Annotated in this window: 22 protein-coding genes; 14 read left to right on the top strand and 8 right to left on the bottom strand. The window is 66.2% G+C overall.

What is annotated here, in order from left to right:
• Positions 1 to 84 precede the first annotated feature (84 nt).
• Positions 85 to 1035 carry a malate dehydrogenase gene (gene mdh / locus H582_RS0114425; RefSeq protein WP_028599084.1) on the top strand — a complete coding sequence of 317 codons (951 nt, stop codon included), beginning with the start codon at positions 85 to 87 and terminating at the stop codon, positions 1033 to 1035.
• A gap of 82 nt (positions 1036 to 1117) precedes the next feature.
• Positions 1118 to 1681, top strand: a complete 564-nt coding sequence (locus H582_RS0114420; RefSeq protein ID WP_028599083.1) for a hypothetical protein — start codon at positions 1118 to 1120, stop codon at positions 1679 to 1681.
• 56 nt (positions 1682 to 1737) lie between these two features.
• Here H582_RS0114420 and H582_RS0114415 read toward each other — a convergent pair whose 3' ends face one another.
• Together H582_RS0114415 and H582_RS0114410 are read right to left on the bottom strand one after the other, a co-directional pair.
• Positions 1738 to 2586 (bottom strand): nucleotidyltransferase domain-containing protein, encoded by an 849-nt coding sequence (locus tag H582_RS0114415; RefSeq protein ID WP_028599082.1) that lies wholly within the window; start codon positions 2584 to 2586, stop codon positions 1738 to 1740.
• 31 nt (positions 2587 to 2617) lie between these two features.
• Entirely contained in the window at positions 2618 to 3382 is a 765-nt protein-coding gene (locus H582_RS0114410; protein WP_028599081.1) for an AAA family ATPase, read from the bottom strand.
• 95 nt (positions 3383 to 3477) lie between these two features.
• Between H582_RS0114410 and H582_RS0114405 the strand changes: the two genes are divergently transcribed.
• The 5 genes from H582_RS0114405 to H582_RS0114385 all read left to right on the top strand — a co-directional run bounded on the left by H582_RS0114405 (position 3478) and on the right by H582_RS0114385 (position 8793).
• Entirely contained in the window at positions 3478 to 3984 is a 507-nt protein-coding gene (locus H582_RS0114405; RefSeq protein ID WP_028599080.1) for a hypothetical protein, read from the top strand.
• A gap of 119 nt (positions 3985 to 4103) precedes the next feature.
• A complete protein-coding gene (recQ, locus tag H582_RS0114400) occupies positions 4104 to 6275 on the top strand; it encodes a DNA helicase RecQ (RefSeq protein ID WP_028599079.1) in 2172 nt (723 codons plus the stop codon).
• A gap of 191 nt (positions 6276 to 6466) precedes the next feature.
• Positions 6467 to 6892: a hypothetical protein gene (locus H582_RS0114395; protein WP_028599078.1), complete on the top strand. Its 426-nt coding sequence runs from the start codon at positions 6467 to 6469 to the stop codon at positions 6890 to 6892.
• 145 nt (positions 6893 to 7037) lie between these two features.
• Positions 7038 to 7991 carry a sugar kinase gene (locus tag H582_RS0114390; protein WP_028599077.1) on the top strand — a complete coding sequence of 318 codons (954 nt, stop codon included), beginning with the start codon at positions 7038 to 7040 and terminating at the stop codon, positions 7989 to 7991.
• A gap of 4 nt (positions 7992 to 7995) precedes the next feature.
• Positions 7996 to 8793 carry a DeoR/GlpR family DNA-binding transcription regulator gene (locus H582_RS0114385; protein WP_028599076.1) on the top strand — a complete coding sequence of 266 codons (798 nt, stop codon included), beginning with the start codon at positions 7996 to 7998 and terminating at the stop codon, positions 8791 to 8793.
• Positions 8794 to 9066: 273 nt separating this feature from the next.
• Here the strand turns inward: H582_RS0114385 and nagA are convergent, their stop codons facing one another.
• Together nagA and nagB are read right to left on the bottom strand one after the other, a co-directional pair.
• A complete protein-coding gene (gene nagA / locus H582_RS0114380; protein WP_028599075.1) occupies positions 9067 to 10239 on the bottom strand; it encodes an N-acetylglucosamine-6-phosphate deacetylase in 1173 nt (390 codons plus the stop codon).
• A complete protein-coding gene (gene nagB, locus H582_RS27700) occupies positions 10212 to 10979 on the bottom strand; it encodes a glucosamine-6-phosphate deaminase (RefSeq protein ID WP_052333279.1) in 768 nt (255 codons plus the stop codon). The genes nagA and nagB overlap by 28 nt, the downstream gene beginning before the upstream one ends.
• A 229-nt stretch (positions 10980 to 11208) precedes the next feature.
• On the opposite strand from nagB, the gene fni reads away from it, so the two are divergent.
• Entirely contained in the window at positions 11209 to 12279 is a 1071-nt protein-coding gene (gene fni, locus H582_RS0114370; protein ID WP_028599074.1) for a type 2 isopentenyl-diphosphate Delta-isomerase, read from the top strand.
• Positions 12280 to 12294: 15 nt separating this feature from the next.
• Here fni and H582_RS0114365 read toward each other — a convergent pair whose 3' ends face one another.
• Genes H582_RS0114365 through H582_RS27695 form a run of 3 tightly spaced genes read right to left on the bottom strand, consistent with a single transcriptional unit; the run spans position 12295 to position 15879 of the window.
• On the bottom strand, positions 12295 to 13437 hold the full coding sequence (locus H582_RS0114365; RefSeq protein ID WP_052333278.1) for a Ger(x)C family spore germination protein: 1143 nt from the start codon (positions 13435 to 13437) through the stop codon (positions 12295 to 12297).
• Positions 13424 to 14551 (bottom strand): GerAB/ArcD/ProY family transporter, encoded by a 1128-nt coding sequence (locus H582_RS0114360; RefSeq protein WP_028599072.1) that lies wholly within the window; start codon positions 14549 to 14551, stop codon positions 13424 to 13426. The genes H582_RS0114365 and H582_RS0114360 overlap by 14 nt, the downstream gene beginning before the upstream one ends.
• Positions 14548 to 15879, bottom strand: a complete 1332-nt coding sequence (locus H582_RS27695; RefSeq protein WP_043111394.1) for a spore germination protein — start codon at positions 15877 to 15879, stop codon at positions 14548 to 14550. The genes H582_RS0114360 and H582_RS27695 overlap by 4 nt, the downstream gene beginning before the upstream one ends.
• Positions 15880 to 16029: 150 nt before the next feature.
• On the opposite strand from H582_RS27695, the gene H582_RS0114350 reads away from it, so the two are divergent.
• The 3 genes from H582_RS0114350 (at position 16030) to H582_RS0114340 (ending at position 18375) form a co-directional block, all read left to right on the top strand.
• Positions 16030 to 16773: a class I SAM-dependent methyltransferase gene (locus H582_RS0114350; RefSeq protein ID WP_028599071.1), complete on the top strand. Its 744-nt coding sequence runs from the start codon at positions 16030 to 16032 to the stop codon at positions 16771 to 16773.
• On the top strand, positions 16770 to 17921 hold the full coding sequence (locus H582_RS0114345; protein ID WP_240479024.1) for an MBL fold metallo-hydrolase: 1152 nt from the start codon (positions 16770 to 16772) through the stop codon (positions 17919 to 17921). Before H582_RS0114350 ends, H582_RS0114345 begins: the two co-directional genes overlap by 4 nt.
• 97 nt (positions 17922 to 18018) lie before the next feature.
• Complete coding sequence (locus H582_RS0114340) at positions 18019 to 18375, top strand: cupin domain-containing protein (RefSeq protein ID WP_028599069.1); 357 nt, start codon at positions 18019 to 18021, stop codon at positions 18373 to 18375.
• A gap of 233 nt (positions 18376 to 18608) precedes the next feature.
• Here the strand turns inward: H582_RS0114340 and H582_RS0114335 are convergent, their stop codons facing one another.
• Complete coding sequence (locus H582_RS0114335; protein ID WP_028599068.1) at positions 18609 to 19163, bottom strand: phosphatidylglycerophosphatase A family protein; 555 nt, start codon at positions 19161 to 19163, stop codon at positions 18609 to 18611.
• A 138-nt stretch (positions 19164 to 19301) separates the two neighbouring features.
• Between H582_RS0114335 and H582_RS0114330 the strand changes: the two genes are divergently transcribed.
• The 3 genes from H582_RS0114330 (at position 19302) to rdgB (ending at position 21983) form a co-directional block, all read left to right on the top strand.
• Complete coding sequence (locus tag H582_RS0114330) at positions 19302 to 20387, top strand: GerMN domain-containing protein (RefSeq protein WP_028599067.1); 1086 nt, start codon at positions 19302 to 19304, stop codon at positions 20385 to 20387.
• 199 nt (positions 20388 to 20586) lie between these two features.
• Positions 20587 to 21333 carry a ribonuclease PH gene (rph, locus tag H582_RS0114325; protein ID WP_028599066.1) on the top strand — a complete coding sequence of 249 codons (747 nt, stop codon included), beginning with the start codon at positions 20587 to 20589 and terminating at the stop codon, positions 21331 to 21333.
• Positions 21330 to 21983 (top strand): RdgB/HAM1 family non-canonical purine NTP pyrophosphatase, encoded by a 654-nt coding sequence (gene rdgB / locus H582_RS0114320; RefSeq protein ID WP_028599065.1) that lies wholly within the window; start codon positions 21330 to 21332, stop codon positions 21981 to 21983. Before rph ends, rdgB begins: the two co-directional genes overlap by 4 nt.
• The last annotated feature ends 465 nt before the right edge of the window (positions 21984 to 22448 follow it).

Below are 22448 nucleotides of genomic sequence, written 5' to 3'. Positions count from 1 at the left end.
TCTCTTTCGGCGCTGCTGCCGAGGCAAGGCCGCGTATCGTTTCATGCAGGAGGCTGGACATTCCAATCCGATGGAGGGATTCTCATGGCTATCGCACGCAAGAAGATCACGGTCGTAGGAGCCGGGTTCACGGGAGCGACGACGGCGCTCATGCTCGCGCAAAAGGAGCTCGGAGACGTCGTGCTCGTCGACATCCCGCAGCTGGAAAATCCGACGAAGGGCAAGGCGCTCGACATGCTGGAGGCTTCGCCGGTGCAAGGCTTCGACGCGCGCATCACCGGCACGTCCGATTATGCCGATACGGCTGGCTCCGACATCGTCATCATCACGGCGGGCATCGCGCGCAAGCCGGGCATGAGCCGCGACGATCTCGTCGCCGTCAATGCCGGCATCGTGCGCTCCGTCTGCGAAAGCGTCAAGGCGACGAGTCCGGACGCGTACGTCATCCTGCTGTCCAACCCGGTCGACGCGATGACCTATGTCGCCTACGAGACGCTCGGCTTCCCCAAAAACCGCGTCATCGGCCAGTCCGGCGTGCTCGACACGGCCCGCTACTGCACGTTCATCGCGCAGGAGCTGAACGTGTCGGTCGAGGACGTGCGCGGCTTCGTGCTCGGCGGCCACGGCGACGACATGGTGCCGCTCGTGCGCTACTCCAATGTCGGCGGCATCCCGATCGAGACGCTCATCCCGGCGGAGCGCATCGAGGCGATCGTGCAGCGTACGCGCGTCGGCGGCGGCGAGATCGTCGGCCTGCTCGGCAACGGCAGCGCCTACTACGCGCCGGCGGCATCGCTCGTGCAGATGACCGAGGCGATCCTGAAGGACAAGAAGCGCGTCCTTCCGGTCATCGCGCTGCTGGAGGGCGAGTACGGCTACGACGGCTTGTTCCTCGGCGTGCCCGCGATTCTCGGCGGCGACGGCATCGAGAAGGTGTTCGAGCTGGAGCTGACGGCGGAGGAGCAGGCGGCGCTCGACCGCTCGGCCGACTCCGTGCGCGCGGTTGTCAAGCTGGTGGCGGCGCCGCAAGGCTGAGCCTGAATGAAAAACAGCCCCGAATCCGAAAGACGGATTCGGGGCTTTTCGGTTAAGATGGAAAAGAAAGGGGGTGCTTGCGATGAGCGCATGGCGCCATGGACGCTGGATGCGAGCCGGAATCGCGGCGGTCGTCCTGCTGCTGGCCGGCAGCCTGATCTGGTGGTTCTTTCCGCAGCGCATCGACCGCACGCTCCAAGGCTACGAGTTCACCGCCGGACAGCCGGAGCGTCCCGGACGTTCCTTGACGCTGAAGCTCGAAGGCACGCTGCAGCGGACGCTGGCCGGCTTCTGGAAAGGAGCGGGCAAGTTCGAGGGCAAGCTGGTCATCGTAGGCGAGTCCTACTCCGGCGTGCCGGAGGATGCGACGCCGTTTTTTTATCTCCATGATGGAGTCGGGAGCATGGCATTCTCCTGGCTGAAGCGGGAGTCCATCGGCAACAGCGTTCCGGGACTCCATGTGGAAGGCATGGTGTATGCTTCGACGGACTTGAAAGAGCTCGCTATAATCCGCACGAGCCGTTCGGCTGGGGCGAACAACGGCAGCGTCGTGGCGGTCGCCGCGCCGGCGAACGATCGGGAGGAAGGGATGGCGCTGGCGAACCGGATTCTGATCGAAAAGCTTGGAGCTCCTCTGATGCCATGATGAAAGCATCGGTCAAGTGCGGCGGGAGTCGTTTCACGAATACGGTCGGTCGATGCTCAGAGTCCTCTATTTGCCGGCATCAACGCCTCCGTCTCCCGGATGAGCTCCTGCAGCCGGGAAGCGGCCTGCGCCAGCTTCTCGGCGTCGTCGCCGAGCGCCGCGAACAGGCGGCCGATGCGGCCGGAGTAGTCTGCAGGAGCGAGCGGAAGCGAGCCGGCAATCGCGGCCGCGCCCTTTTCGTTCATCCAGTACGCTTCGTTCAGCGCGAACAACGTCTGGTTGAGGCAGGAGACGGAGCGGAAAAAGCAGCCCGCGACATACGAGGCGTCCCCCTTGGGGATGCCTTTTCGGCCGTTGTCGAGTGCGAACGAGGCTTCCCAAAGGAAACGGCCGATCGTCGCTCGCTGCAGCGCAGGCGGATAAGGGCGCACGCTCCGCTTCAGCCGCTCCAGCACGCCATGCGGATCCCACAGCGGCTGGCAGAGAGCGGCTTCGGCCAAGTAGATGGAGCTCACGAAGCCATGCGGATGACCGGGCTGGTAGTCGATCCGGATCGAGCCTTGCCGGCAATCGCCGATGACGCGCTCGACCTGATCCAGATCGCGGTACAGCAGGTCGACCGGCATGCCGCCGACCCGCAGCCAGCCTCCGCCGTTGATCCAAGGTCCCCAGTCGCCGAGCGGGGTGACCGCCTCCGCGCGGCTCTCGTCGTCGAGCCTGCGCGCCGCCTCCCGCAGCTGCGTCAGGTCCGGCGGGGCGTCCGGCCGGTAATACAGGCCGAGATCGAAGTCGGAGCCGGCGTGGGCGGTTCCGCGGGCGCGCGAGCCGCCGAGCGCGATCGCGGCGATGCCTTGCACGTTGGACAGCTCCTTCACGGCAAGCTCGAGAATGCTTTCTGCCTCCATGGGCTAGCCTCCTTTTTCACGCAACTGGGGATCAATCATCCGCCAACAGCTCGTCGAGCATCGCCTGCTTGCGGTTGACGAACTGCTTCATGACGGACCAGTGGGGCGTCTGCTCCAGCTCGACCCGCTCGGCGCCGTCCGGTCCGAGCAGGTGGATGTCGGCGTCCGGGTAGGCCATCAGGATCGGCGAATGGGTGGCGATGATGAACTGCGAATGCTTCTGCACGAGCTGATGGATGCGCGAGAGCATCGACAGCTGGCGCTGCGGCGACAGCGCCGCCTCCGGCTCGTCGAGGATGTACAGGCCGCGCCCGCCGAAGCGGTGCAGGAACGCGGCGAAGAACGACTCGCCATGCGACTGCTCGTGCAGCGGCTTGCCGCCGTAGGAGTCGATGATCGGCGGGCCGGAGGCTCGCGCGCCGTCGGGACGGTCCAGCCGTTCGATCTCGCTGGCGAGATTGTAGTAGCTTTCCGCCCGGAAGAAAAAGCCGTCCCGCGGCTTGTGCACGCCGCGCGCCAGCCGCAGATGGCGATGCAGCTCCGAGTGCGTCTCGGCGGTGGAGAAGCTGAAGTTGATCGTGCCGCCCTCGGGATTGAAGCCCCAGGCGACGGCGATCGCCTCCAGCAGCGTCGACTTGCCGGTGCCGTTCTCGCCGATCAGGTAGGTCACCTTGGGATGGAGCGGCAGCCGCTCCAGCGTGCGGACCGCCGGCAGGCTGAACGGGTACTCGCGCGGATTCGCGATTCCGGAGCGCAGCAGCTCGATGCTCTTGAGGTAGCCGGGTCCTCGGCTCATTCTAATCTCCCCTTCCTTGAAAGAGCTTCCTCCACCCAGTATACTCGATGGACGGTTGGATCACGAAGATCGACAAGGCTAGGGGGAACGCGGAAATGGAAGAGGAATCCTGGATTACGCATGAAGAATACTTGGCATCGGCGGAGCTGTTCCGCTCGGCGTTCCCGGCGTTCGCTGCCGAGGTGGCGCGCGTCGAGGCGATGCGCGGCAAGCTCAACGAGTTCCAGCTGAGCCGCGCGGTGACGATGGCCGCCGACAGCGTGGAGATTCTCGGCTGGAACAGCCGCCGCACCGTGCTGGCGATTTTCGACGTCTATGTCGAGCTGTACCGCGGAGAGGGGCGCGAGGCGGCCGACCGCTGGGTGGAGGCGACGTTCGGGGCCGGTCTGCTGCCGGCGCCAGGCGGCGCGCCGGACTCGGCCGATCCGGGGCTGCTGGCGCGGCTCGGCGAGGTCGAGGAGGAGATCCGCGAGCGCGAGGCCGAGCTGCTGGAGCTGTACCGCGAGCTGACGCGGCTCAAGGCGGCGGCGAGCGGGACGCGGCCGGCGGATGGACTGCGCGGGCACGGTGAGGACGAGGGCGAGGCGGCTGCCGGCAGGTAGACACCTTTTCTCCGACCTGTCACAATAGAGGGATGAGCGCTGGACGGGCCCGCTCAGGGAGTCCGGCCGTCCACGGAAACAGCAACAGGAACAGGAACAGGAAAGGGAGTCGAAGGCCTATGCTGCAGGAAGCGCGCGAGCTGCTGAAGCGCGTCTATGGATACGATTCCTTCCGCCAGGGGCAGGAAGGGATCATCGAAGCGATCACGGGAGGCAGGGATACGCTGGCGATCTTGCCGACAGGCGGAGGCAAGTCGGTCTGCTACCAGATCCCGGCGATGCTGATGACCGGCACGACGATCGTCGTCTCGCCGCTCATCTCGCTCATGAAGGACCAGGTCGACGCGCTGCGGCGCGTCGGCGTGCCGGCGGCGTACCTCAACAGCTCGCTCGGCACGGGCGAGTACCGGGACGTGCTGCGCGCGGCGCTGAACGGGGAGTACAAGCTGCTCTACATCGCGCCGGAGCGGCTCGACGGCTCGATGTTCGGCGAGCTGTCCGAGCGCATGCGCATCCCGATGATCGCGATCGACGAGGCGCACTGCGTCTCGCAGTGGGGCCATGACTTCCGTCCGAGCTACCGGCAGCTGGCCGGCTGGATCGGGCGCATGGAGGATCGGCCGCTCGTCTCGGCGTTCACCGCGACGGCGACGCCGGAGGTGGCGGACGACATCACGGCGATGCTCGGACTGCGCGAGCCGAGCGTATTCGTCAGCGGCTTCGCGCGAGAGAACCTGTCGCTGTCGGTCGTCACCGGCGCGGACAAGAAGCGGTTCCTGACGCAGTTCCTGAAGGAGCGTCCGGACCAGTCCGGCATCATCTACGCGGCGACGCGCAAGGAGACCGAGGCGGTCCATGAGGAGCTGCTGCGCCAGGGCATCCCGGCGGGCAAGTACCACGGCGGCCTCGGCGACGCGGAGCGCGCGGAGGCGCAGGAGAAGTTCCGCTTCGACGAGACGCGCGTCATGGTGGCGACCAACGCGTTCGGCATGGGCATCGACAAGCCGAACGTGCGCTTCGTGCTGCACTGGCAGATGCCGGGCGACGTCGAGTCGTACTATCAGGAAGCCGGACGCGCGGGCCGCGACGGCGAGGAGTCGGAATGCGTGCTGCTGTTCGAGCCGCAGGACGTGCAGATCCAGCGCTTCCTGATCGAGCAGGGCCAGGGGGACGAAGGGCGCAAGTCGGTGCAGCTGTCCAAGCTGTACGCGATGATGAATTTCGGCCGCACGGAGCGCTGCCTGCAGCAGTTCATCGTCGACTATTTCGGCGAGAAGGGCGTCGAGCCCTGCGGCAAATGCGGCAACTGCCTCGACAAGAGCGAGCGGCTCGACATGACGAGCGAGGCGCAGAAGGCGCTCAGCTGCGTCGGCCGCATGAAGGGGCGCTTCGGCGTGACGATGGCCGCCAAGGTGCTGAAGGGCTCGCGCGACAAGAAGATCATCCAGTTCGGCCTCGACCGGCTCTCCACCTACGGACTGCTGCGGGAATGGCCGGAGCGGGAGATTTCCGACTGGCTGTACTGGCTCGTGGCCGAAGGCTATCTGCGCCTGAGCGAAGGCCAGTATCCGACCGTCTCGCTGACGGCCGAGGCGCTGCCGGTGCTCGAGGGCAGCAAGACGGTCGTGCGCCGCAAGTCGACGTCGGTGCGCCGCGCGGCCTCGGCCGCCGCGTCCGGCGAGGCGTCGCCGCTGTTCGAGGCGCTGCGCCAGTGGCGCAAGGAGACGGCCGCGCGCGAAGGCGTGCCGCCGTTCATGCTGTTCTTCGACGCGACGCTGCGCGAGCTGGCGGCCGCCGCTCCGGCGAGCCGCGACGAGCTGCTGCGAGTCAAGGGCATCGGCGCGGCCAAGGCCGACAAGTACGGCGACGCGCTGCTCGCGATCACGTCCGGCGAGGAGGCGCAGGCGGGACGGCAGCCGGACTTGTTCCAGGCGGCTGACGCCGGCCGTGCGCCGGCGCGGGCGGAGGCGTCCCTCTCCGGTCGGGGCGAGAGCGGCAGCCATCTGGCGACGTACGAGATGTTCCAGGCGGGCGGCACGATCGAGCAGATCGCCCAGGAGCGCGGCATCAGCCGCGTCACCGCCGAGAGCCATCTGATGCGCTGCGCGGACGAAGGGCTGGAGCTGGACTGGAGCCGCATCATACCCGAGGATCAGGAGCCGCTCATCCTGGAGGCGGCGAGCCGCCTCGGCGCCGACAAGCTGCGTCCGCTTAAGGACGCGCTGCCGCCGGAGGTCGACTATTTCGCCATCCACGGCGTGCTGCGCAAGCATGGGCTGAAAAGCGGCTGAGTTCCGGAAGCGCCGCGCCCCCTGAGCGAAAGCGAAAGCGGGGCGCGCGGTCCGATGCGGCCGGATAAAGGCCCAAATAAGTCGGAAATAGGACGAGAGCGGCCGAAAACGGAAGCAAATGAAGCGTTTCCTTTTGTCATGGCCGATTTCATCTAGTATACTTGTCGTAGACAAGCCTAGGAGGATGAAAGATGACGCAAATTATGGTATTCCTGCATGTGCTCGGCGCGGGCGGACTCGGCTTCTACCTGATCCTGCCGTTTCTCGTCGGCCGCGCTTCCCGTCTGGCCGGAGCCGGACAGCAGGGACTGGCCGAAGGACTCGTGACGGGCAACCGGATCGCGCAGTACTTCCTGATCCTGCAGTTTCTGACGGGAGGCTACCTGATCTCCAAGGCCGACTACACCGTCGCCTGGATGATCCTCTCGATCGTGCTGTTCCTCGCCATCGCGGCGCTGGGCGGCATCCAGACCAAGCCGCTCAAAGGCATCGTCAGCCAGATCCAGGCGGGCCAGAGCGCGACGGCAAGCATCGCCAAAGTGCGCATGTTCAGCTTCATCCTGCTCGCTCTGTACGTGGTGATCCTGTACTTCATGGTCAACCCGTTCTTCGAATAAGAGCAGCGGATCCGACGCCTTGCTTTCCCTTCAGGCCGCGAGGACTCGCCAAACCGCTCCTGCGGCGGACGCGTCCTCCGGCCTGATGGACGAAGCAGAGGCTTTATTCCTTTAACGCGAGCAATCAGGAGAGGGGAAGCAGCACATGACGGTTTCACCGGATCTCATCACCTTCGGCGAAAGCATGGCTCTGTTCATGCCGCAGGAGAACCGCGCCTTGGAGCATGCGGACTCGCTGCAATCCGCCTTCGGCGGCGCGGAGAGCAATCTGGCCATCGGCGTATCCCGCCTCGGCGGCTCGGCCGGCTGGTGCGGCGCGCTCGGAGCCGATCCGCTCGGGCGCCGCATCTTGAAAGCGCTGCGAGGCGAAGGCGTCGACGTGTCGCGCGCGCATCTCAGCCCGGAAGCGCCGACGGGGCTCATGTTCCGCGAGGAAGTGGCGGGGCGCCTGGCGGTCCACTACCATCGCCGAGGCTCGGCGGCGAGCCGGATGACGCCCGATCGGCTGGACGCGGACTACATCCGCGGGGCCAAGCTGCTGCATGTGACGGGCATCACGATGGCGCTGTCGGACAGCGCCCGCGAGACGGTGCTGGAGGCGATGCGGATCGCCCGCGACGCCGGAGTCAAGATCAGCTTCGATCCGAACCTGCGGCTCAAGCTGTGGAGCATCGAGGAGGCGCGCCGGGCGCTGCTGCCGGCGGCCGAGCTGGCGGACTATTTCCTGCCGGGATGGGACGAGCTCAAGCTGCTGTACGATACGGACGACGAGGGGGACATCCTCCGGCGCGTCCAGGCGCTCGGCTCGGTCGCGGTGATCAAGAGCAAGGGCGACGGCACGCTGCTGCTGGAGGGCGGACGGAGCGCGTTCATTCCGTTCTACCCGGCCGAAAAGGTCGTCGACACCGTCGGCGCGGGGGACGGCTTCTGCGCCGGATTCCTGGCCGGGCTGCTCAAAGGCATGGAGCCGGCGGAAGCGGTCCGGCTCGGCAGCATCTGCGGCTCGCTGGCCGTGCAGGGGCGCGGCGACTGGGAAGCGCTGCCGGACTGGGCCTCTGCCGAGCAGCGGCTGAACAATTCCGTATGGGTGGAGCGTTGAACCGATGACCGAAATGAACAAGGGAGAACGCAGGCGCGAAGGCATCCTGACGGTGCTCAAGCAGCAAGGGCGGATCACGATTTCCGATATCGTGGAGCGGTTCGGCTGCTCGGAGGCGACGGCGCGGCGCGACCTGGAGCTGCTGGAGCGGACCGGACCGCTCGTGCGGACGATCGGCGGGGCGATGTACGACGGGATGAATCCGGTGCGGGACAGCTCGTTCGCCGAGCGTCAGGGCATCTCGCTGCTGGAGAAGGAGCATATCGCGGCCGAGGCGGCCCGCCATATCGTGGAGGGCGACGTCGTCGGCCTGTCCGGGGGAACGACGAACTATCTGATCGCCAAGCTCATCAAGATGCGCCGCGGCATCACGGTCGTGACCAATGCGGTCAACATCGCGATGGAGCTGGCCGGCAGCGACATCCAGGTCGTCGTCACCGGGGGCATGATGCGGCATAACAGCTTCGAGCTGTGCGGGCCGCTCGGCGAGGGCATGGTGTCGCATCTGAACATCGGCAAGATGTTCATCGGCGTCGACGGCATCTCCGAGAACGGCGGCATCACGACGTATTCCGAGCAGGAGGCGCAGATCGCCAAGGCGCTCATCAGCCGCTCGCAGATCACCTATGCGGTGTTCGACCAGAGCAAGGTCGGGCGCACGTCGCTGTTCTCGATCGCCCAGCTCAAGGATCTGGACGCGGTCATCACCGACCGTCCGCTCGAGGGGGCGCTGTCCGATTACGCCCGCCGCTGCGGCGTGACCGTCTATTTGGCGGGCGACGAGGACGAGGAAGAAGCGTAGCGCCGATCCCGAAGCTTGACGAAGGCCGCTTTCGGGCGCAAACGATCGTTCCGCGCCCGAAGCCTCTCTCCGATTCCGATGAAGGCGGATTCCGCCGATTCTCCTATTTTAAGCGGATGGCGTCGACGCCGCTCTGGAGCGGAGCTTCCGCAAGCCGATCCAAAAAAAAGCGTCCTGCCCGATGAAAAATCGGGCGGGACGCTTTTTTGGAATTCAGCGATAAAGGGCGGAGGCTTCGCGGACGACGCCGATACAGCTCGCGCGAAGCGGGCTTCAGCGCGGCTCGGCTTCGAAGACGCGGCGGCCGCACACCCAGGTGCCGACGACGTCGAGCTCCTCGGTCAGCAGCACGAGGTCGGCCCATTTGCCTGCGGCGATGCTGCCGGTCTGCTCGGAGAGGCCGAGCAGCTGCGCCGGGTTGGCGCTTGCGAGCACGCTCGCTTGCGGCACGGTCCAGCCGGTCGCTTGCACGAAGCGCTTCAGCGCCGCCTCCATCGTCAGCGTGCTGCCGGCGAGATTGCCGCCATCGGCGAGGCGGCAGACGCCGTCCTTCATCGTGACGGCCAGGCCGCCGAGCTCGTACATTCCGTCCTCGAGGCCGGCTGCCGCGATCGCATCGGTGATGAGCGTCAGCTTGCCGGGCGGCTTGGCGCGGGCGAGCAGCCGCATCGCCGCATCATGGACATGATGGCCGTCGGCGATCAGCTCGGCATGGATGCGGTCGTCGGTCAGCGCCGCCCCGACCGCTCCAGGCTCGCGATGGTGCAGGCCGCGGCAGGCGTTGAACGTATGCGTCATGCCGCGCAGGCCCGCGTCGGCTGCCGCCTGCATGTCGTCGAAGCGCGCGTCCGTATGGCCGGCGGAGGCGACGATGCCTCGCTCGGAGAGCCAGGCGATCATCTGCAGCGCGCCTTCGCGCTCCGGAGCGAGCGTCATCTGCTTGATCAGCGTCGGATAGGCGTCATGCCACTCCTGCAGCCAGTCGAGCCTCGGATCGACGCGATGCGCGGGGTTCTGGGCGCCCATCCAGTCGGGACTGACGAACGGCCCCTCGAGATGCACGCCGGCCAGACGCGCATAAGGCATCGGCGCGCTGCGGTACTCGTCGACGGCATCCAGCGTAGCGCGGATGCGGCCCGGCGATTCGGTCATCGTCGTGGCGAGCATCGTCGTCGTGCCGTGCTGGGCATGGAATCTGGAGATCGTGTCATAGGCCTCGTGGCCGGCATCCATGAAGTCGGCGCCGTAGCCGCCGTGCACGTGAAGATCGATGAAGCCCGGCAGCAGCCAGCCGCCGCGCCCGTCGATCGTCGTCTCGCCGGCCGCCGGCTCGGCGCCTGCGCCGGGCGAGATCGAGTCGATCCGGCCGTCCTTCACGGAGATGGAGCCGTGAACAGCGGCTCCGTCGACGGCGATCGTTACATTGCTGATGCGAAAGGGCTGCATCCTTGGTTCCCTCCTGTTGCCAGCAGGCTTGCTGCCTCCTTGTCGAGCAGGACCGTGACGTCGGCGTGAAGCTGCAGCAGCGAGGCCGGGCAGTCCGTCGTGACCGGACCGGCCAGCGCGCGCTTCACGACCTCGGCCTTGTCGGCGCCGCGGACGACGAGCAGGATGCGCGCCGCCTTGAGGATGGAGCCGACGCCCATCGTGACCGCCTGCGTCGGCACTTCGTCGAGCGAGGCGAAGAAGCGGGCGTTCGCCTCGCGGGTCGCCTCGTCGAGCGTGACGACATGGGTGCCGGCGGCAAGCTCGCGATCCGGCTCGTTGAAGCCGATGTGGCCGTTGTGGCCGAGGCCGAGCAGCTGCAGATCGACGCGCGCGCTTTCAAGCATGCGGTCGTACTTCGCGCAGAAAGCGTCCAGATCGGCCGCCATGCCGTCCGGCAGGAACGTCTGGTTCAGCGGGATGTCGATTTTGGAGAACAGATGCTGGTTCATGTAATAAGCGTAGCTTTGCTCGTTGTCAGGCGTCAAGCCTACGTACTCGTCCAGGTTGTAGGTCGTGACGTTTTTGAAGGTGATGCCCTCCGCAGCGGCCGTCTCGACCAGGCTGCGGTAGATTCCGACCGGAGTCGAGCCTGTGGCGAGCCCGAGCACCGCGTTCGGCTTGGCTTTCGTCAGATCGGCGATGAGCCGCGCCGCCGCCTGGTCAAGCTCCAGATTGTCTTCAAAGATCCGAATGTCCATCTCAGCTTCCCCTCCGATAAACTTCCCTCATGGTTTCCTTTAGTTTACGCGCTTTCTAGCTCGGTGACAATAAATTTGATTGAAATGTACATAAAATTGAACAATGCAATCAAGTCGATGCCGAGAGAAGCGCCATTTGCCCCTGCGGCACTTGAGCGGGTATGATGGGGACACGAAAGGCCGGCGCAGGACGGCGCCGCAGGCCGAACAAGGAAGGATGGGGAACGCGATGACGGAACCGTATCGCCAGCCCGGAGGCGAGGATACGGGCTCGCGCAAGGCCGAGCATATCCGGATCTGCCTCGAGGAGCAGGTGGAGAGCCGGTCGTCCGGCGGAGCAGGCTTCGACCGCTACCGCTTCGAGCATGAGGCGCTGCCGGAGCTGGACTGGCAGGAGGTGGACCTCTCCGCCAGCTGGCTCGGCCGCAAGCTCAAGGCGCCCCTGCTCGTCAGCTCGATGACGGGCGGGACGGACGAGGCGGGACGCATCAACCGCGGCTTGGCGGAAGCGGCCCAGGCGAGGGGCTGGGCGATCGGGCTCGGCTCGATGCGGGCGGCGTGGGAGAAGCCGGAGCTCGCGGCCTCGTTCGAGATCCGCCGCGACGCTCCGGACGTGCCGATCATCGCCAACGTCGGCGCGGTCCAGCTCAACTACGGGCTCGATGCGGACGCCTGCCGGCGGCTGGTGGAGATGGCCGAGGCGGATGCGCTCGTGCTGCATCTCAATGCGCTGCAGGAGGTGTTCCAGCCGGAAGGAGACACGAACTTCCGGGGGCTGCTGCGGCTGATCGAGACGGTATGCCGCAGCAGCGGCGTTCCGGTCGGCGTCAAGGAAGTCGGCTGGGGGCTATCGGCCGCGACGGCGGAGCGGCTCGCCGATGCCGGAGCGGCGTTCATCGACTGCGCCGGCGCCGGCGGAACGTCGTGGAGCCAGGTCGAGAAGCATCGCGCTCGCAGCCGCCTGCATGCGGAAGCGGCGGACGCGTTCGCCGACTGGGGCATTCCGACGGCCGAATGCGTGCCGGCGATCCGCTTGCGGCTGCCGCAAGCGACGCTGATCGCCTCCGGCGGCCTCCGCAGCGGCGTCGACGCGGCCAAGGCGATCGCGCTCGGCGCCGATCTGGCCGGGTTCGGCCGGCTGCTGCTGCCGGACGCGGCCTCCGGCAGCGATGCCGCGCGGAATATCGCCGCCCGCATGGAGCAGATCGAGTTCGAGCTGCGGACGGCGATGTTCGCCACCGGCTCGGGCACGCTGCGCGAGCTGGCGCAAGGAGACAAGCTGAAGCCTGTCCGCCTCTAGGCGGACAGGCTTCTTTTATTTGATCCGTCCGGCGCCTTGGATGTCCACGTCGGTCCGGACCTGGAATTTCAGCGTCGGGTACATCTCCTGCCACTCCTCGAACGCCTGCTTGCTCCTATGGGTCGCCCGAAAGCGCAGGCCGAACTGCAGCGGATCGACGCCGCTGCGCTGGATTTTGCGGAGCAGAGCCTCCGTTTTTGCCGCGAGATCGCGCTCGAAGCTCGCTTCGACGACGGCGGCATGCCGGTGCAGGATGTCGTTCGGGCCTTCCTCAAGCGTGCCGCCCGCATGGATGCTCAGGTCGAGCGTTCCCTGGCCGGCGCCGGCGCGCCTGATCTTCTCGCGCACGGTCAAGTCCATGACGGCCAGCATGACCGTACGATCCTCAAAGGACGTCTTGATCGTGGAGTTGATGTACTGCTGGTCGAGCTGGTTGAACAGCTGGGTCTCATCGGGGCCGAGCACGGCTCGGATGCGCGTCTTGTCGAGCAGGGCGAGCCGGTCGACCTCATAGCCGTTTTTCGTCAGCGACACGATAGGCAGATACGGGTCCATCCCATGCTCGTTGATGCGCCGGAACAGATCGAACAGCTTGATCGGCCGGATGAACGAGGACTTGGTGGCGTCGCCGCCGAAGGTGAGGAACAGCGTATTGCCGGAATAGCGCTCGGAGAGCGGCATCTGCTCGAGGATGCGGCGGCCGTCCGGCTGGCCGACGGCGACGAACGCGGACGACTGGATGTCGCGCCGGCGCATCATCCATTCGACCGCGTCGGAGATGTCGTCGCGAGCCAGCTGCTCGCCGAGGAGCAGCACCTTGCAATGCCCGAGGTCGATTTCCTTGTCCACGCGGGACTTGAGGATGCGCAGTCCTTCGGATATTTCCTTGGCGTCGATCGTTTCGATCTGCGACTTTTCCATGCCGGGCTCGGTCTTGGAGTTCGGGATCGACAGCCGGATCGTGATGCGGTACGGCTTTTTGTCGTTGCCGGACTTGTCGACGGAAAGCGCGACGACGAAAAAGCGCTTGTCGATGTCGATGAACCCGCAGCCCGTCGCCTGCAGGAGCAGAGCGGCGGCGAGCAGCAGCGCCGCGAGCCGGCGCGAGAAGGCGCGCAGCGGCAGAGAAGGCCGGCGCGGCGCGTCAAGCCGAATCATGGGCGGCCTCCTTCGCGGCGTCCGGCGGACGCTTGAAGCTCAGCAGGAACAGCAGGGCCGCCGCTCCCTGCTCGATGAACATGCGGAAGGTCAGCCAGATCTCGGCCACGGCGAGCGTCAGCTTTTCATCCAGGAAAAACATGCTGGCGACGCTGAGCGCGAAAAAGATGCTGCCGATCCACCAGGACGAGGCCGGCGTCTCCGTGGAGTCGACCTCGAACTTGCGGTCCTTGCGCAGGCTATGGATGAACTCGATCGCCTGATGCCAGCCGATGCTCGTATAGAGCAGCGTGAGCGCAAGATAGACGAGCAGGAACAGGAACAGCACGCGCTCGATGAAGCCGAAGCTCATCGTCATCGAGTCGGCGGTCTGCGTCCAGACGTACATGTAGCGGTCGACCGCCATCGTGCCGTGATAGCCGATCGGGAGGAAAAACGTCGTCAGCAGGATGCCGCTGCCGAGCAGCGGAATGAGCCAGCGGCCCTTCAGCCGGAAGTTCGGCGGATTGAGGCGGTTGAAGATCGCCAGATTGATGTAGCCGGTGAAGATGAACGTGCCGGCGGCGACGCTCGTCAGCGTCGGCCGCACCGTGACGTACTGGGCGATCGTATAGATGGCGTTCCAGGCGACGTCGGGGCTGCGGATGCCTTTGAACAGGATGAACAGGATGACCGGGATCGTCAGCACCATCGTCATCTCCATCAGGAACAGCAGCGTCATCGACGAGCGGGTCGACCCGTAGATGCAGATCAGGCCGAGCACGAGCAGCAGGTTCCACGCCGGCAGATCGGGCGTCAGCACGCGGTTCAGGAGCAGCGTATAGCCGACGAGCGCGAAGCTGGAGGCGAAAAAGAAGACGAACGCGAACAGCGAGAGCAGCGTCTTCACGATCCATTCCGGCAGGTAGAGGCGGAGGATCTCCGGGACGCCGAGCCCGGGATAGCGGGCCATCGCGCTCGTGACGGCATAGGCGGTGAGCGTGCCGAGCCCGATCGCCACGAGCAGCGAGGATACGGCGCCGGTCATCCGTTCCTCGAGGAGCACCGACGGGACGTACAGCATCAGGTTGAGCATCGCCACCATGATGAAGCTGTAATAAAAATAGCGGTTCACTCCGCTTTCACCTCGCCGATGTCCGCATGCCTCCAGTCGATCGGGAGCCGCAGACGGAAATAGGGCTTGCCGAAGCTGCGCTGGCTGCACAGGTAGATCAATCCGGCGAATACGCCGCCCGCGACGCCCGGCAGGCCGAAAAAGATCGCGAGCGCGATGAGCGGATATTTGATGAAGCGCACCGAGAGCGACAGCGAGTAGACGGGGATGACGAAGTTCGAGATCGCCATCACGGAGGTGACGATGATCATGATGCTGCTGACCAGTCCGGCCTGCTGGGCGGCCTGGCCGAGGATGAGGCCGCCGACGGTCGTCGCCGTCGAGCCGATGTATTTGGGCAGCCGCACGCTCGCTTCGACGAGCATTTCGATCATGAACAGCATGATGAACACCTCGATGAAGGACGGATAAGGCACGGAAGCGCGGCTGCCGGCGATCGAGAACGCGAGCTGCGCCCGGAACAGCTCCGGATTGTAGGAGATGACCGCGATGTAAAGCGCCGGCAGCGTCGTCGTCATGAGCAGCGCGATGAAGCGCAGCGACAGCAGCAGCAGGGACGTCCAGAACGACTCGTAGCGGTCCTCCGTGGCGCTCATCAGGTCGGTGAAGACGATCGGTAGCAGCAGCGCGAACATGCTTCCCTGCATCATGACGATGATCTTGCCCTTGCTGAGCCCGACGGACAGCCGGTCGCTGCGCTCGGTGACCATCTCGACGGGAAACAGCCGCTTCCGGTTGTCGTTCATGAACTTGGCGAGCTGCCCGGACGCGCTGAGCACGTCGGTCTGGATGCTGCGCAGCTTCAGCCGCACGATCTCGAGCACGGCCGGATCGACGCGGACCTGGTCGTAGAGCATGACGACGCGCGTCTTGGACAGCGAGCCGACCGTGAATTCCTCCTCCAGCAGGTCGGGACTGGCGTAGCGGCTGCGGATCATGTTGATCGAATCCATCAAGTCCTCGCTGAGGGCGATCTGCGGGCCTTCGATCGTGCTCTCGACCGTCGTTTCCGGCGTGGAATTGCGGATGATGCGGGCCGCGTCCATCTTGTAGATGGCCGAGTTCAGCTTGACGAGCACGAAGCCGCGCAGCAGCGAATCGGTCCAGCGGGCCGGATCGTCCAGCGGCTGGAAATTCGGATTGCGGCGCAGCAGCTCGTCGAAGGGCACCTCTTCCTTGGCGAAAGGAACGAGCACCATGTCGCTGACCTTGCTCTCGTCGACAAGGGTGGCGATGAAGGCGACCTCCGCGATGAAGCGGCTGTTCGTGATCCGATGGGTCTTGACGTCCGTCGCGCTCGCGAACCGTTCGCGGATCGCCTGCAGCATGTCCTTCCTCTCCCTTCCAGTTCAGCCGTAGTATGTCGCTCTGGCGGGCAGTCTATGCCAAGCTTTGCCGGATCGGCCGCTGTTGGAGTACAATAACAGGACGATAGAGAGGGGCCTGGAAGCGGGTCCTTGAAGAAGGAGTGGACTGGCTTGTCGGAATGGTTCGTGCGCAGTTTTGGCGAGGATTACAAGATCGCATACCGGCATCGCGACTGGGAGCAGGCGGAGCGGGAGGTTGGACGGCTGGCCGCGCGGCTGGAGCTGAGGCCCGGAGCTCGGATCGCCGATATCGGCTGCGGCATGGGCCGGCATTCGCTGGCGCTCAGCCGGCTCGGCTATGAGGTGAGCGGCCTCGACCTGTCGCAGGCGCTGCTGCGGGAGGCGCGTTCGCAGCCCGGCAGCGAGGCCGTGTCCTGGTTCGAGGGAGACATGCGCCGGATGCCGTTCGAGGACGGACAGTTCGACGCGGCCGTCAATCTGTTCACCTCGTTCGGCTATTTCGAGGAGGACCGGGAGCATCTGCAGGTGCTGCGCGAGATGAGGCGGATTCTCAGGCCCGGAGGGCGGTTCGTCATCGACTTCCTCAATGCCGAGCAGGTGAAGAGCACGCTCGTGCCGGAGTCGAGGCGGGTGGACGAGGAGACCGGCACCGTCATCGTCGAGCGCCGCTGCATCGAGCATGGGCGCGTCGTCAAGAAGATCGAGCTGACGGATGCCGCAGGCGGCGAGCCGCGGCGCTACACGGAAAGCGTGCGCCTGCTCGGCGAGCCGTGGTTCCGCTCGGCGCTGGCGGAAGCGGGTCTCGTGCTCGAGGCGACTGGCGGCGGGTATGACGGCGAGCCCTACGAGCCCGAGCGCTCGAAGCGCCTCGTCCTGTTCGGACGGAGGCCATGACGGAGCGCCGGCAGCACGGCGAAGCGCCGGAAGCCGGAGCCGTCCGGCCGTCGGGAGCGGTGGACGCCTCCGGCCGGCCGCCGGGAGATGCGAGCGACGCCGGCAGGCCGGGCATGGGAGCCGGACGCGATCCGCTTCAGGCGGAGCCGCTTGGCGGGGGCTGGCTGCGGGTACCTGTGCCGCTGCCGTACTCGCTGCGCTTCGTCAACGCCTACCTCGTCCCCGAGCCGGACGGCGGCTGGACGGTCATCGACCCCGGCCTCAATACGGAGGATGCGCGGACGATGTGGCGCGAGCTGCAGCAGCGGGCCGGCATCGCGCGCGGAGACATCCGCCGCGTGCTGCTGACCCACCAGCATCCCGACCATTACGGCCTGTCGGGATGGATGCAGCAGGAGCATGGCTGTCCCGTCTGGATGACGCGGCAGGCGCATCGGTACGCGGTCCGCATGTGGGGAACGGACAGCCGCTTCCCGCGCGAGCTGGAAGCGTGGTTCCGCAGCCACGGCATGCCGGACGAGCTGCTCGCGCTTCTCGGACCGCATCTGGATTCGTTCCGCGAGCGGGTCGAGCCGCAGCCGCAGCCGTCCTATCTCGAGCCGGGAGAGAGCGTCGGGCTCGGGGGCCGCAGCTGGAGGCTGATCGACGCTCCGGGCCATGCTCCCGGCGCGGTATGCCTGTACGAGCCCGGCCGGCGCGAGCTGATCGCGGGCGATCAGGTGCTGGCGCGCATCACGCCCAACATCAGCCTGCTGCCGGGCGACGGCGTCGATCCCGATCCGCTGCGCTCCTATCTGGCGAGCCTGGCTGAGCTGGCGGAGCTGCCGACCGAGCGCGTCTATCCCGGCCACCGCGAGCTGTTCGCGGACGCGGGCAAGCGGGCTCGCGAGATCGCCGAGCATCATGCGCGCCGGCTGGAGCATCTGCTCGGATTGCTTGCGGAGCGGGGGGAGGCCAGCGCGTTCGAGCTGTGCGAGCTGGAGTTCGGCGTCCATCTGCGGCGCAACATCCATAACCTGCGCTTCGCGCTCAGCGAGACGCTGGCCCATCTCGCCTACCTCGAGCGGGACGGGCGGGCGGAGGCTCGCTTCCGCGCGGACGGGGCGATCCGCTATCGCGGGGTGGCTCGCGAGAACGGCATCGGATAGCAGCGGGCAGCAGCAGGCAGGGCGCCGCAAATTGCCGTTTCGGCGGCGGACAGCAGGATCGTGACCGGCAAAAGAAGAAGCGAGAGGAGTCGAGCGGATGAAGATCTACCAGTTGCCGGGCCGGGAGTGGCCGATCGATGCCTTTTCGAGCCAGGGCGTCATGTTCTCCGGCATTACCCGTCATGACGGGCGGATTCAGCTGAGCAGCGTGCGGATCGAGGCGAACGGCATCGTCGGCAGGCATGTCGCGGAGGCGAGCCAGCTGTTCCTGCTGATCGACGGGGAAGGCTGGGTGAGCGGAGCGGACGGCAAGCGGATTTCCGTAAAGGCGGGCCAGGCCGCTTATTGGGAGGCCGGCGAGGAGCATGAGTCCGGCTCCAGGACGGGCATGACCGTCATCGTCGTCGAGGGCGGGCAGCTCGTCGTCGAGATGGAGGAGCTCGCTTCATTCTAGCCTGGCTTGCCGGGCTGGCTCGGCGCCGGCCGGTTCACGAGCAGACGCGTCAAAAAAAGCGTCCTTCCCCGTTCGCACGGGGCGGGACGCTTTTTGGCGATCGGGTCGGTCGGGCCGGCGGACGGCTCCCGCGCCGGTGCTGCTCCCGGCCTAGGGCGTGTTTGCATCCCCCGAATGAAGCAGGGGGCAAAAAGGCGGTGATAGATGCCCTTGAGCAGGTTTGCAAACATGCCCTAGGGCAGAGGCACGTCGTCCTGGCGCTCGCCGCGGGCTTCCTCGCGCTCGGCCTGCTTGCGGTGGGCGATGCGGCTTGCGGCGGCTGCCGCGATCGCGCCGACGATGTCGTCGAGGAACGTATGGATCTGGCCGTCATGCTTGTCGTTGAGACGGACGAGGATGCCGGGCTTCAGCTTGTCGACATAGCCGAAGTTCGTCAGGCCGATGCTTCCATAGACATTGACGATGGACAGGGCAAGAATTTCGTCGCAGCCGTACAGCCCCTCGTCGTTGCGAATCATTTCCTGCAGCGGCGGCAGCAGCCGGCCTTCCTCGGCAAGCAGGTCGAGCTGGATGCCGGTCAGGATCGCATTTTGGACTTCCCGTTTGGAAAGGACCGCCTCGATGTTCTCTTCGCATTCCGCCAGAGACAGGTCCGGATAATAATCCTTCTGCAGGAAGAAGGTCAGCTCGGCGATCTCGGCTTTTGTCACGCCTCGCTTGGCGAGCCATTCGGCTGTCGCCTCGGCGACAGCCTTGCTGTTGAGGGCATAAGCGGCAGGTTTGGACATGCTGGAAACCCCCTTGGACGGTTTTGGGAACAAGCTTGGTCTAAAAGGATGGTACAACCCATACAAATAGTACTACAAACGGGCTAGTACCACCAGGCGGCGCAAACGCGGCCGGTAACCAAGGGAGGATACAGGAACATGGAACAGCAGCGCTACAGATGGATTCGCAAGGCGGCGTTGACGGGAGCTCTGACGCTGCCGGTCATGGTGGCCGGCTGCGGCTGGTTCTCGCCGTCGGACAGCAAGGCCGTCGATCCGCCGCAAGGCGAGACCGGATCGGCCATTACAGGCGCGGACGGCCAGACGTCCGCGGCGGCGACAGGCTCGGCCGAGGTGTCGGCGCAGGGCGAGGCATCCGGCCTGACCGTCTACCTCAAGGACGCCGAGGGCTATCTCGCTCCCGTCACGATTCAGGCCAAGCTGGACAGCAAGCTGACGGCCGAGGCGCAGGCGCTCGAGCTGCTCGTGGACGGTGGCGCTTATTCGAAGCTGCTGCCTGAAGGCTTCAGCGGCGTGCTTCCCCAAGGCACGCAGGTGCTGAACGTTCAGGTCAACGAAAAGACGAAGCTCGCCACGGTCGAGTTCTCCAAGCAGTTCAGCGACTACAACGAGCAGGACGAGCGCACGATGCTCGAGGCGATCACGTATACGCTGACGGGCCTGGACGGCATTCAAGGCGTGGAGCTGTGGGAGGAAGGCGAGCGGCTGCAGGAAATGCCGGTCGGCCAATATCCGCTCGACCGCGCCCTCACCCGCGCGATCGGCATCAATCTGGAGGCCGACAGCGGAGTCGACTACAGCTTGTCCACGCCGGTGACGCTTTATTTCTCCAGCAAGACCGAGCTTGGCGATCCTTACTTCGTGCCGGTCACCCGTCTCGTTCCCCGGACGACCGACAAGCTGACGGCAGCGCTCGACCAGCTCACCGAAGGCCCGCTGGAGGAAAGCCGGCTGCTGCCCGTCTGGCTGCAGGACGTGAGCGTCGACAAGATTACGCAGAACAAGGATACGATCACGCTCGACCTGAAGGACGAGGCGTACAAAAAAGGCGATGTCGCTCCGGCCGAGATGATGCGCGCGGTCGTGCTGTCGCTGACCGACAACGCCGGCGTCGACCAGGTGCAGATCAAGCTGAACGGCGCCTCCGACTTCAAGGATGAGCTCGACACGTCGTACACGGAGCCGGTCAGCCGGCCGGAGCAGCTGAACGCCTTCAAGTCCTAGCCCAACGATTCCGGCAGGAAACCCTTGCCGCAGCGATAGCCCGCTTCCGTCCGGCTCAGGCCGCCCGGAGCGGGCTTTTCCGCGTCCGGCTCATGACGGGATGGGGAAGGCCCGCAGGCGGCGGGATGATTTTCGCGGGCGCGTCTGCTACAATGGGGGCTACTTGCACGGATGCGAATGAAGGAGGAGTTCAGTCAGAATGAGATCGGATGGACGCAAGCCGAGCCAGCTGAGGCCGGTCGCGATCGCGGTCGGCGTGAACAAATATGCGGAGGGCTCGGTGCTGATCGAGGCCGGAGACACGAAGGTGCTGTGCACCGCCTCGGTCGAGGAGCGGGTCCCGCCTTTTATGAAAGGACAGGGCAAGGGCTGGGTGACGGCGGAGTATTCCATGCTGCCGCGCGCGACCCATACGCGCAGCCAGCGCGAGTCGCAGCGGGGCAAGGTGAACGGCCGCACGATGGAGATCCAGCGGCTGATCGGGCGCGCGCTGCGCTCGGTCGTCAACCTGCAGGCGCTCGGCGAGCGGACGATCACGCTCGACTGCGACGTGCTGCAGGCGGACGGAGGGACGCGCACGACGTCGATCACCGGGAGCTTCGTCGCGCTGGCGCTGGCGGTCGCCAAAATCGACGCGCGCTCGCCGTTCGCCGTCTATCCCCTTACGGATTACCTCGCCTCGACGAGCGTCGGCATCATCGGCGGCGAGCCGCGCCTGGACCTGCACTATGAGGAGGATTCCCGCGCCAAGGTGGACATGAATCTCGTCATGACGGGCGCAGGCTCGTTCGTGGAGCTGCAGGGCACCGGCGAGGAGGAGCCGTTCTCGCGCGAGGAGCTGGACCGCCTGCTGTCGCTCGGCGAGCAGGGAATCCGCGAGCTGATCGAGATTCAGCAGATGGCGCTTGGAGCCGCAGGCGCGCGCATCGGGACGGGCCGAGCATGAGCGGGGGCTATATCGTCGTCGCCACCGGCAACGCCGGCAAGGTGAAGGAATTCGCCCATGCCTTCGCCGGGCTCGGCTTGTCCGTGCGCAGCCTGAAGGACTACCCCGAGCTGCCCGAGCCGGTAGAGGACGGCGACACGTTCGCCGCCAACGCCCGCATCAAGGCCGGCACGATCGGCCGCCTGCTCGGCGCGCCGGTGCTCGCCGACGACTCCGGGCTATGCGTCGACGCGCTCGGTGGAGCGCCGGGCGTCTACTCCGCCCGCTACTCCGGGCCGGGCGCGACGGATGCGCGCAACAACGCCAAGCTGCTGCGCGAGCTGGAGGCGGCCGGAGCGGACGCGTCCAGCCGCGCCGCCGCGCCGCCGGACGGCGGCCGGCTGCTCAGCGCAGGCCGCTTCGTCTGCGCGCTGGCGCTGTACGTGCCGGAGCGGGACGGCTACATCGAGAGCGAGGGCGCGATGGAAGGCTTCGTGCTGGACGCTCCGCGCGGCAGCGGGGGCTTCGGCTACGATCCGCTGCTCTGGCTGCCTGAGCTCGGCCGCTCCGCCGCCGAGCTGAGCGTCGAGGAGAAGCAGCGCGTCAGCCATCGCGGCGAGGCGCTGCGCCGCCTGCTCGCCGAGCTGGAGCGCTCAGGCATCCGGCTGTAGCGATGCCGCGCAGCTTCAGCTGCCTGGACGGCGCGGTCCTTGCGGCCGCGCCGCCGCCGCGAGAAGCGTCCCGCCGCAGCGTTGCCGCCGCGAGAGGCGTCCCGCCGCAGCGACGCCGCCGCGAGAGGCGGTCCCGCCACAGCTCGGGCGTTCCGCGCTGGCGGAGCCAGCCGGTTCGCAGCCGGCTCGCCACATCCCTCAAAAAAGGCGTTTCCTTCCTCGGTCCGGCCGAGGGAGGAAACGCCTTTTGGCTTTGCAACTAAGCAGTTCCTCTCGAACGAGTGCCCCATTGGTGGAGCTGCGCGGAAAAACCGAGGAGCTCGATTCAAACGTGGCCCGAACGGCGGAGTTACGCGGAAAAACCGAGCAGCTCGGTTCAAACGCGTGCCCGGACGGGGGAGTTACGCGGAAAACCCGAGTAACTCGGACAAGCGGGTGCTGAACCGACGGGAGTTACGCGGAAAA

This window comes from Paenibacillus pasadenensis DSM 19293 (genome assembly GCF_000422485.1).
GTDB lineage: Bacteria > Bacillota > Bacilli > Paenibacillales > Paenibacillaceae > Paenibacillus_O > Paenibacillus_O pasadenensis.
The sequence above is the reverse complement of the archived record's forward strand: the minus strand, read 5'-3'. Positions and strand labels throughout refer to the sequence as shown.

What these genes read in the sequence shown, in the direction of transcription:
- H582_RS0114395 (WP_028599078.1), top strand. Translation starts at nt 6,467, where the DNA reads ATGACGCAAATTATGGTATTCCTGCATGTGCTCGGCGCGGGCGGACTC.
- H582_RS0114330 (WP_028599067.1), top strand. Translation starts at nt 19,302, where the DNA reads ATGGAACAGCAGCGCTACAGATGGATTCGCAAGGCGGCGTTGACGGGA.
- nagB (WP_052333279.1), bottom strand. Translation starts at nt 10,979, where the DNA reads ATGGACATTCGGATCTTTGAAGACAATCTGGAGCTTGACCAGGCGGCG.
- H582_RS0114405 (WP_028599080.1), top strand. Translation starts at nt 3,478, where the DNA reads ATGGAAGAGGAATCCTGGATTACGCATGAAGAATACTTGGCATCGGCG.
- H582_RS27695 (WP_043111394.1), bottom strand. Translation starts at nt 15,879, where the DNA reads ATGCTGCAGGCGATCCGCGAACGGTTCGCGAGCGCGACGGACGTCAAG.
- rdgB (WP_028599065.1), top strand. Translation starts at nt 21,330, where the DNA reads ATGAGCGGGGGCTATATCGTCGTCGCCACCGGCAACGCCGGCAAGGTG.
- H582_RS0114415 (WP_028599082.1), bottom strand. Translation starts at nt 2,586, where the DNA reads ATGGAGGCAGAAAGCATTCTCGAGCTTGCCGTGAAGGAGCTGTCCAAC.
- H582_RS0114365 (WP_052333278.1), bottom strand. Translation starts at nt 13,437, where the DNA reads ATGATTCGGCTTGACGCGCCGCGCCGGCCTTCTCTGCCGCTGCGCGCC.
- nagA (WP_028599075.1), bottom strand. Translation starts at nt 10,239, where the DNA reads ATGCAGCCCTTTCGCATCAGCAATGTAACGATCGCCGTCGACGGAGCC.
- recQ (WP_028599079.1), top strand. Translation starts at nt 4,104, where the DNA reads ATGCTGCAGGAAGCGCGCGAGCTGCTGAAGCGCGTCTATGGATACGAT.
- H582_RS0114385 (WP_028599076.1), top strand. Translation starts at nt 7,996, where the DNA reads ATGACCGAAATGAACAAGGGAGAACGCAGGCGCGAAGGCATCCTGACG.
- H582_RS0114410 (WP_028599081.1), bottom strand. Translation starts at nt 3,382, where the DNA reads ATGAGCCGAGGACCCGGCTACCTCAAGAGCATCGAGCTGCTGCGCTCC.
- H582_RS0114390 (WP_028599077.1), top strand. Translation starts at nt 7,038, where the DNA reads ATGACGGTTTCACCGGATCTCATCACCTTCGGCGAAAGCATGGCTCTG.
- rph (WP_028599066.1), top strand. Translation starts at nt 20,587, where the DNA reads ATGAGATCGGATGGACGCAAGCCGAGCCAGCTGAGGCCGGTCGCGATC.
- H582_RS0114420 (WP_028599083.1), top strand. Translation starts at nt 1,118, where the DNA reads ATGAGCGCATGGCGCCATGGACGCTGGATGCGAGCCGGAATCGCGGCG.
- fni (WP_028599074.1), top strand. Translation starts at nt 11,209, where the DNA reads ATGACGGAACCGTATCGCCAGCCCGGAGGCGAGGATACGGGCTCGCGC.
- H582_RS0114345 (WP_240479024.1), top strand. Translation starts at nt 16,770, where the DNA reads ATGACGGAGCGCCGGCAGCACGGCGAAGCGCCGGAAGCCGGAGCCGTC.
- mdh (WP_028599084.1), top strand. Translation starts at nt 85, where the DNA reads ATGGCTATCGCACGCAAGAAGATCACGGTCGTAGGAGCCGGGTTCACG.
- H582_RS0114340 (WP_028599069.1), top strand. Translation starts at nt 18,019, where the DNA reads ATGAAGATCTACCAGTTGCCGGGCCGGGAGTGGCCGATCGATGCCTTT.
- H582_RS0114335 (WP_028599068.1), bottom strand. Translation starts at nt 19,163, where the DNA reads ATGTCCAAACCTGCCGCTTATGCCCTCAACAGCAAGGCTGTCGCCGAG.